Source organism: Acidovorax sp. (assembly GCF_021287135.1).
GTDB lineage: Bacteria > Pseudomonadota > Gammaproteobacteria > Burkholderiales > Burkholderiaceae_C > Acidovorax.
This window is the reverse complement of the sequence record NZ_JAJTBB010000026.1, coordinates 84060-91589: the sequence shown is the minus strand read 5'-3', so window position 1 is coordinate 91589 and position 7530 is coordinate 84060. Positions and strand designations below refer to the sequence as shown.

At 66.9% G+C, this 7530-nt stretch carries 8 protein-coding genes; 4 read left to right on the top strand and 4 right to left on the bottom strand.

What is annotated here, in order from left to right; translation table 11 throughout:
* Positions 1–378 precede the first annotated feature (378 nt).
* Positions 379–819, bottom strand: coding sequence for a hypothetical protein (locus LWW96_RS07555; protein WP_291485573.1), 441 nt, complete (start codon positions 817–819; stop codon positions 379–381).
* Between the two features lie 125 nt (positions 820–944).
* On the opposite strand from LWW96_RS07555, the gene LWW96_RS07550 reads away from it, so the two are divergent.
* The 3 genes from LWW96_RS07550 (at position 945) to LWW96_RS07540 (ending at position 3435) form a co-directional block, all read left to right on the top strand.
* Positions 945–1904 carry a LysR family transcriptional regulator gene (locus LWW96_RS07550; RefSeq protein ID WP_291485570.1) on the top strand — a complete coding sequence of 320 codons (960 nt, stop codon included), beginning with the start codon at positions 945–947 and terminating at the stop codon, positions 1902–1904.
* 36 nt (positions 1905–1940) lie between these two features.
* Complete coding sequence (locus tag LWW96_RS07545; protein ID WP_291485568.1) at positions 1941–2786, top strand: metallophosphoesterase; 846 nt, start codon at positions 1941–1943, stop codon at positions 2784–2786.
* Positions 2787–3012: 226 nt separating this feature from the next.
* A complete protein-coding gene (locus LWW96_RS07540; protein WP_291485566.1) occupies positions 3013–3435 on the top strand; it encodes a universal stress protein in 423 nt (140 codons plus the stop codon).
* A gap of 182 nt (positions 3436–3617) precedes the next feature.
* Here LWW96_RS07540 and LWW96_RS07535 read toward each other — a convergent pair whose 3' ends face one another.
* Both LWW96_RS07535 and LWW96_RS07530 read right to left on the bottom strand, forming a co-directional pair.
* On the bottom strand, positions 3618–4232 hold the full coding sequence (locus LWW96_RS07535; RefSeq protein WP_291485564.1) for a TetR/AcrR family transcriptional regulator: 615 nt from the start codon (positions 4230–4232) through the stop codon (positions 3618–3620).
* A gap of 102 nt (positions 4233–4334) precedes the next feature.
* Complete coding sequence (locus LWW96_RS07530; protein ID WP_291485562.1) at positions 4335–5255, bottom strand: LysR family transcriptional regulator ArgP; 921 nt, start codon at positions 5253–5255, stop codon at positions 4335–4337.
* Between the two features lie 117 nt (positions 5256–5372).
* Between LWW96_RS07530 and LWW96_RS07525 the strand changes: the two genes are divergently transcribed.
* Positions 5373–6716 (top strand): D-amino acid dehydrogenase, encoded by a 1344-nt coding sequence (locus tag LWW96_RS07525; RefSeq protein WP_291485560.1) that lies wholly within the window; start codon positions 5373–5375, stop codon positions 6714–6716.
* Positions 6717–6766: 50 nt separating this feature from the next.
* On the opposite strand, the gene LWW96_RS07520 is transcribed toward LWW96_RS07525, so the two are convergent.
* Positions 6767–7477, bottom strand: coding sequence for an SDR family oxidoreductase (locus LWW96_RS07520; protein WP_291485558.1), 711 nt, complete (start codon positions 7475–7477; stop codon positions 6767–6769).
* Positions 7478–7530: the final 53 nt, after the last annotated feature.

The window sequence follows — 7530 nt, the reverse complement described above, 5'->3', positions numbered from 1 at the left end:
TCTGCGCTCAGGCGAGAGTCGGTGACGTGAAAGCCGGGCCACAGGTCCAGCCAGCCTGTATTCTTATGCATGCAGCGGTGCTCTGAAGTTTGATGATTGGTCGCACAACCATCTTGCTTGAGATGTCACCGCTGTTTTTTTGCCTCTGGGGTGGCTTACCCCGCTAATCCGTGAAGAACCGTTTTTTTGCGCGGTCCACGGACGATGCCCCCGCCGAAACAGGCATGCACCGGCGGGCATGCCGCCAGACAGGCCAGGCGGCCACCCTGCCTGTGCAAGCAACAAAAAAGCCGTGGCACGCTTTCACGTGCCACGGCTTTGGGGCGTTGGAAGGTGCCCGCCGCTGCCAGGGGCTGGCAGCACAGCAGGCCCGCCGGATCAGTAGTACTTGCGAATGTCGTCCACCGTGGCAACCCCCATGGCGTGGTTCAACTCGGCCATGATGCGGGGGTCCTTGATGGCGACTTGCCAGGTGCGGTCATCTTCGGCAGCGCGGCGGCGGTTTTCGGCCCAGGCGCGGGCTGCGACCAGGAGCGCAGCGCCGGCGCGGCGGGCCGGCGCCGTCAGCAGTGCCAGCGCAGCGAAAGCAACGAGCCACAGCACCATCCAGGCGGCCAGCAGGTGGCCTTCGCTCCAGGTATCGATCACCTGGTTGGCAACCACTAGCAGGGCCGACACGACAGCGGCCAGCAGAAGGGTGGCGGCGCCACGGGCGCCATCGAAGTTTGCGGCCACGCCCTTCAGGGCTGCGGCGGCGTTTTCTGCACGCACGACGCCAGGGTGTTCGGTGGGGTAGTCGACGTGTACAAAGCTGGTCATTTTGGTTTCCCTTTTTTAACGCTTGTGGCGAAATTGCCGGGCGATGGCGAGATATTAGGGTTAACCCTGTATCTCTTCAAGTTTATATTTTGAATCATCGATATTCATACAGATGATGAATACCGATGACCCCTCTGAACTTCCGCTCGCTCGACCTGAACCTGCTGCGCGTTTTTGATGAGGTCATGGCCGAGCGCAGCCTGACCCGCGCGGCGCGCAAACTCTCCCTTACCCAGCCTGCGGTGAGCAACGCCATGCGCCGGCTGCGCGATGCCCTGGGGGATGAACTGGTCGTGCGCAGCGGCCAGGGCGTGGAGCCCACGCCCCGGGCGCTGGCACTGTGGCAGCCCGTGCGCGAAGCGCTGGCCCACCTGCAAGACTCGCTGGCGCCCAGCCACTTCGACCCGGCCACGGCGGAGTCCACCTTTGTGCTGGCGATGGCCGATGCAACGGCCGCGACGCTCATCCCGGATCTGGTCCAGATCATCGAGCGGGAGGCGCCCGGGATCTCGGTGCGGGTACTGCCACTGACCACCCGCGACCCCCGCAGCCAGCTGGACGAAGAGGCCGCGGACATGGCGGTGGGCTATTTCCCGGCAGCGCTGGCGGACCTCACGGCCCGCGCGCAATCCGGGGGGTCGGTCGTGTTCGAGAGTCGGCGCCTGTACGACGGCGAGTATGTGTGCGTCATGCGCCAGGGGCACCCCTTGGCCGACGCGCCACTGACGCTGGATGCCTACTGCGCGGCGCGCCACATGCTCGTGAGCTTTTCGGGGCGACCCTTCGGGTTCATTGATGAAGCGCTGGCCTCGCTGGGGCGGGAGCGCAAGGTGGTGATCACGGTCAACCAGTTCTTTACTGCGGGGCGCGTGGTGTCCGGCTCGGACCTGTTGACTGTCCTGCCGCGCCACTTTGTGCCCGTCACCGGGCTGGCGCAGGCGCTGGTGCAGCGCCCGCTGCCGCTGGACGTGCCGCCGGTGCATGTGGACGCACTGTGGCGCCGGCGCGGGCCCCAGCAGGCGGCCATGACCTGGCTGCTGGGCGCGCTTACCCGTTCGGCGCGGCGGACGTTCCCGATGCCGTAGGGACGCACCGTCCGCAGGCCGTAGACTGCGGCAGCCATGAAGATCCAGCTGCTGTCCGACCTGCACCTTGAAGCCCATCCGCACTTCGTGCCCGAACCCGCGCCCGGCGCCGACGTGCTCGTGCTCGCCGGCGACATCGGTTCATACCAGAACGGATCGCAGTTGCAGGACGGCGATTTCGGGCTGGCCCGCTTTTCGCCCCTGCCGCAGTGGGCAGGGTGGCCGACACCCGTGCTGTTCGTGCCCGGCAACCACGAGTACGACGCGCAGGATTTCGATGCCGCCCACCGGCGGCTGCGTGCCACCTGCGAGCGCCTGGGTATCGTCTGGCTGGAGCGCGAGACGGTGCAACTGGCGGGCGTGCGCTTCGTGGGGACCACGCTGTGGAGCGACTTCGACGCGCTGGCCGACCATGAAGGCTGCACCGACCTGACGCGCCGGCTGAAGCTGCGCGACAAGGCATTCCGCGCCGCGAATTTCTACCTGCGCAAGACCGGCGGCACCCGCCATGCGGAGCCCTTTCTGGCGGACGCCCTGCGCGAGCAGGCACTGGTCTGCCAGCAATGGCTCGCCCAGGCGCTGGCGGTACCGTTCGACGGACCCACCGTGGCGGTCACGCATTTCGCGCCCAGCCTGCGCAGCGCCGATCCACGCTACGGCCTGGTGCCCGGCACGGCGGGCTTTTGCAATGCCCTGGACGCGCTGTTGCCGAGCGCGCAGCTGTGGCTGCACGGGCACCTGCACGCACCCAGCGATTACACGGCCAGCGGCCTGCGGGAGGATGGCTCGACCTGGCGCTGCCGCGTGGTGGCCAACCCGCTGGGGTACGCCCGCAAGGGCGAGCAGACCGGCTTTCAGCCGCAGTGCTGCGTGGCCGTATGATCGCGGCACGGGGCTTGGGGCCCTCTTCACGAATCGTCGCGCCGTGTGCATCTGCGGTCTCGGGTGGGCTGCTGCGCAAGCAAAGCCTCGCAATAGCACCAGCTACCGCTCGATTCGTGCAGAGCCTCCCTAGCGCCCCGCCGCGCAGACAGAACAACCTGACACAGGTCAAGACAACAACGATCGTCGCACGGTAGTCTGATCCTTACCTTCCCGGAGAACCTCCATGAACATCCTGCTTGCTGTCGATGGCAGCGCCTACACCAAGAAAATGCTGGCTTATCTGGCCACCCACGAAGAGCTGCTGGGCGAAAGCCACCAGTACACCGTGCTCACCGTGCAGGCGCCCCTGCCCGCCCGCGCCCGCGCAGCGCTGGGCAAGGAAGTCGTGGACAACTACCACGCCGAAGAAGCCGAGAAAATCCTGGCGCCCGTGTGCAAGTTCCTGGGCCGCCACGGCGTGGAAGCCAAGCGCAGCGTCAAGGTGGGCCAGGTGGGCGAGACCATCGCCAAGGTGGCCGACGGTGGCAAGTTCGACCTGCTGGTGATGGGCTCCCACGGGCATGGCGCCCTCGCCACCCTGGTCATGGGATCGGTCACCACCCAGGTGCTGGCGAACAGCAAGGTGCCCCTGCTGATCGTCCGTTAACCTCCGCGGCCTCCCTGCCAAACCCTGCTCCGGCAGGGTTTTTTATGGCCCGGATGGGATCGGATGGCCGGTCAATGACCGATGGGCAGTTTCATCCCGAGGCAGCCCGGCGCGCACTGCACGCAGCCGGGTTCTTCCCGCCGCCCAGCCCGCAAAAAGTCCGAGGTGCGGGCTGAAGGTTGCTAGCGTGCCGCCAACCCGTCGAAACAGGTGCGCACCACCAGGTCCACGATCTCGGCGTCCGAAAACTGGCCGCTCTCCTTGAGAAAGCTCACCACCGGATCGCAGGCGCGGGCGTACAGCGTGTAGAGCACCACCACGGGCGGCAAGGTGGGGTTGAGCACGCCCTGCGACTGCGCTTCGGTGATCCAGGCCCCGATCTGGTCGCTCACCGTGACCAGCCCGTTGAGGTAATCATTGTTGGCCATCAGCACCGCACGCAAGGTGGAGTTGCGGCTGGGCAGCAACGGCATCTCGTTGGTCAGCAAGCGCTCCAGCGACCAGCGCACCAGGGCCCGCAGCTTGTCGAGGGGCGGCAGTTCGGCCGGCAGCTCGGCCAGGTAGCCCCGCACCCGCGCCAGGATCTGCACCATGGCGGCGCTGCACAGCTCCTCCTTGCTGCAGAAGTGCTTGTACAGGCTGGCCTTGGCGATGCCCACGGCGTTGGCCACATCGTCCATGGTCATGGCGTCGAACGCCTTTTCGCCCAGGAGCTGGCACGTCGCCTGGAGGATGGCGTCCTCGCGGGCTTGGTGCATCTGTTCCTTGAACGAGACTTTGGGTGGCGATGTGGACATGCACCGTATTTTTATACAACCCGGTAAAAATACAAATGGTCGAGTTGCTTTGCAACTACATCGTTCACGAAACAGTCATACACCATTGTCCCAGGACAGGCATCAAGCCGCCGGCGCCTCCAGCGTCTCGGCAGCCCGCGCGGTGAGCGCGGCGGTCAGGGCGTCGAGCACGGCCGACTCGAGGTTCCAGCAATGCCAGTACAGCTGGATCGGCAGAGACCGCCCCGGCGCCAGGTTGACCATGCTGCCGTCGGCCAGGGCTTCGCGCGCCATCAGCTCGGGCATCACGCCCACGGCCCAGCCTGCAGCCACGGCGCGCATCTGGGCCTCGGAGCCGGGCACGAAAAGGTGGTTGAGCGCCACCCGCTTGAGCCCGAATGCGCGGGCCACGAACTCCGCCGCCATATCGTCCTTGCGGTTGAACGACAGGAACGCGACCTCGCGAAAGTTGTGGGGCGTCAAACCCTGCGGCAGGTGCTGCTGGGCGTAGCTGCGGGAAGCCACAGCGACGTAGTGCATGGCACCCAGCGGCACCATCTTGCAGCCGCGCAGGGCCTGCTTGAGCGTGGTGACGCAACCCAGCACCTGGCCGGAACGCAGCCACTCCTGCGTGAAGTCCTGGTCATCGACGATGATTTCCAGAGGCAGGCGCTGGCGCACGAGTTCGTGCAGCGCCCCCATGGCCCAGGTGGCAATGCTGTCGGCATTGATGGCGATGGAGATGCGCTCGTCCTCCCGGTTGCCGCCGGGCGCGCTGGGCGCCAGCTCATGCAGATCGCGCTCCAGGTCGGCCCGCAGCAGGCGCAGCTGCTTGGTGTGCTTGAGCAGCAGCTGCCCCGCCGAGGTCGGGCGCAGCGGCCGGCTGCGCACCACGAGCACCGAGCCCACCTGCGCCTCCAGTGCGCGCAGCCGCTGCGATACGGCCGACTGCGTCACGTTGAGCCGCTGGGCGGCCCGCTCGAAACCGCCCTCCTCAATGATGGCGGCCAGGCATTCGAGGGCGGCGGGGTCGTAGGTGCTCATGGGGACAACGCAGTGTGATTCAGGGGCCGGCGCCCTATGTATAAGCGCCTCTGATGTTTTTGCATTAAGTTTAATTTTGCTTTTAGTGGAAAGCAATGTGGCGCACACTGCGGCCCCATGAAAACCATCGTTTTAGGCGCCGGCATCATCGGCATCAGCACGGCGTGGCACCTGCTTGAGCGGGGCCACGAGGTCATTGTGGTGGACCGGCAGCCCGATGCGGCGCTGGAGACCAGTTTTGCCAATGCCGCACAGATTTCGGTGAGCTACTGCGAACCCTGGGCCAACCGCGAGGCGCCGCTCAAGGCGCTCAAGTGGATGTTCGACCAGGAAGCCCCGCTGCTGTTTCGCCCGCGGATGGACTGGCAGCAGTGGCGCTGGGGCCTGCAGTTCCTGGCGCAGTGCAATGACGCCGCCTTCGAGCGCAATGTGGCGCAGATCGTGGCCCTGGGCGCGTACAGCCACGCGGCGCTCAAGGACCTGGTCCATGCCACGGGCATCGAGTACAACCGTCTTGAACGCGGCATCGCCCACTTCTATACCGACCAGAAGTCCTTTGACGCTGCGGCGCATGCGGTGGAGGTGATGCGCCGCCACGGCGTGCAGCGCCGCCTGGTCAGCCGTGACGAGCTGCTGCAGATCGAGCCGGCCTTCAAGGCCTATGGCGACAAGATCACCGGCGGCACCTACACCAGCACCGACGAGAGCGGTGACGCGCGGGTCTTCACGCAGGGACTGGCGCGCCGCTGCGCCGCCCGGGGCGTGCAGTTTCTGTACGAGCACGATGTGCTGCGCCTCAACAAGGTGGGCGATGCTATAGATTCAGTAGCTATTGCCGCCCGCCAGCCAAGCGCCAGAGGCCAAAAAGAGCAAATTTTGAAGGCCGATGCCGTGGTCGTCGCCTGCGGCACCTACAGTGCGCCGCTGCTGCGCAGCGTGGGCGTGGACCTGCCCATCTACCCCGGCAAGGGCTACAGCGCCACGTTCCCGCTGCTGCGCCCCGAGGGCGCACCCATGGTCTCCACCATCGACGATGGCAAGAAGATCGCGATGAGCCGCCTGGGCAACTATTTGCGCGTGGCGGGCACCATCGAGCTCAACGGCTGGGACCTGACCCTGGACAGCAGCCTGGCCCGCGCACGCTGCCACATGCTCTCGCGCCGCATCGAGGCCATCCTGCCCGGCGTGTGCGATACCCGCACGCCCGAGGAAGGCGGCAATCCGCAGTACTGGACGGGCCTGCGCCCGGCCACGCCCACCAACATTCCCTTCATCGGCCGCACGCCGGTGGGCAAGCTGTGGGTGAACGCCGGCCACGGCACGCTGGGCTGGACGCATGGCGCCGGCTCGGGGAAGGCCCTGGCCGAACTCATCAGCGGCGAACAGCCGGCGATGAACTTCGGCTTCCTGGGCCTCGGCAGCCCCGCGCGCCGCACGCCGGGCGCAGCCCTCGCGGCCTGAGGCCTGACCCAGGCCGGGCGGATGGCGGGCCCGTCGCCCGCCACCGCTCTTCAAGTGGCCAGCGCAAGCCCGCCATCCACCCGCAGGCTTTGCCCGTTGATGTAGCCGGCGCCTTCCGATGCCAGGAAGGCAATCGTCGCGGCCACTTCGGCGGCCTGGCCGTAGCGCTGCAGGGGCACGGTGGCGCGGAACTCCTCGTGCGCGGCCACCGCGTCGATCCAGCCCGGCAACACGTTGTTCATGCGGATGTTGTGGCGTGAATAGCTGTCCACAAAAATCCGCGTGAAGGAAGCCAGCCCCGCCCGGACCAGGGCCGCGGTGGGAAACAGCGCGCTCGGGTCCACCGCCCACGCCGACGAGAGATTCACGATCACCCCGCCCTGCGGCCGTTGCTGCTGCATCAGCGGCGCCACCAGCCGGGTGGGGCGGACCACACTGTGCAGATAGGTGTCCGTGCCCGCCATCCATCGCTCGTCCGACAGCGCCAGCAGCGGCGCGCGCGGCCCGTGCCCGGTGCTGTTGACGAGCACATCCACCCGCCCCCAGCGCGCCATCGCCAGGTCCACCAGGCGGCCCAGGTCTTCGAGCGAGTGGCTGGAGCCGGTGACGCCGATGCCCCCGAGCTCGCAGGCCAATTCCTCCCCCCGGCCCGAGGACGACAAGATGCCCACCCGGAAGCCGTCCTCCGCCAGACGGCGGGCGGCCGCGGCCGCGATGCCGGTGCCCCCGGCGGTAATTAGCGCGACTTTTTCTACTGCCATTTCAATGCTCCCGTGCCGCCCATCGGCACCCGGAAATTGTTTCGCAATCCCCT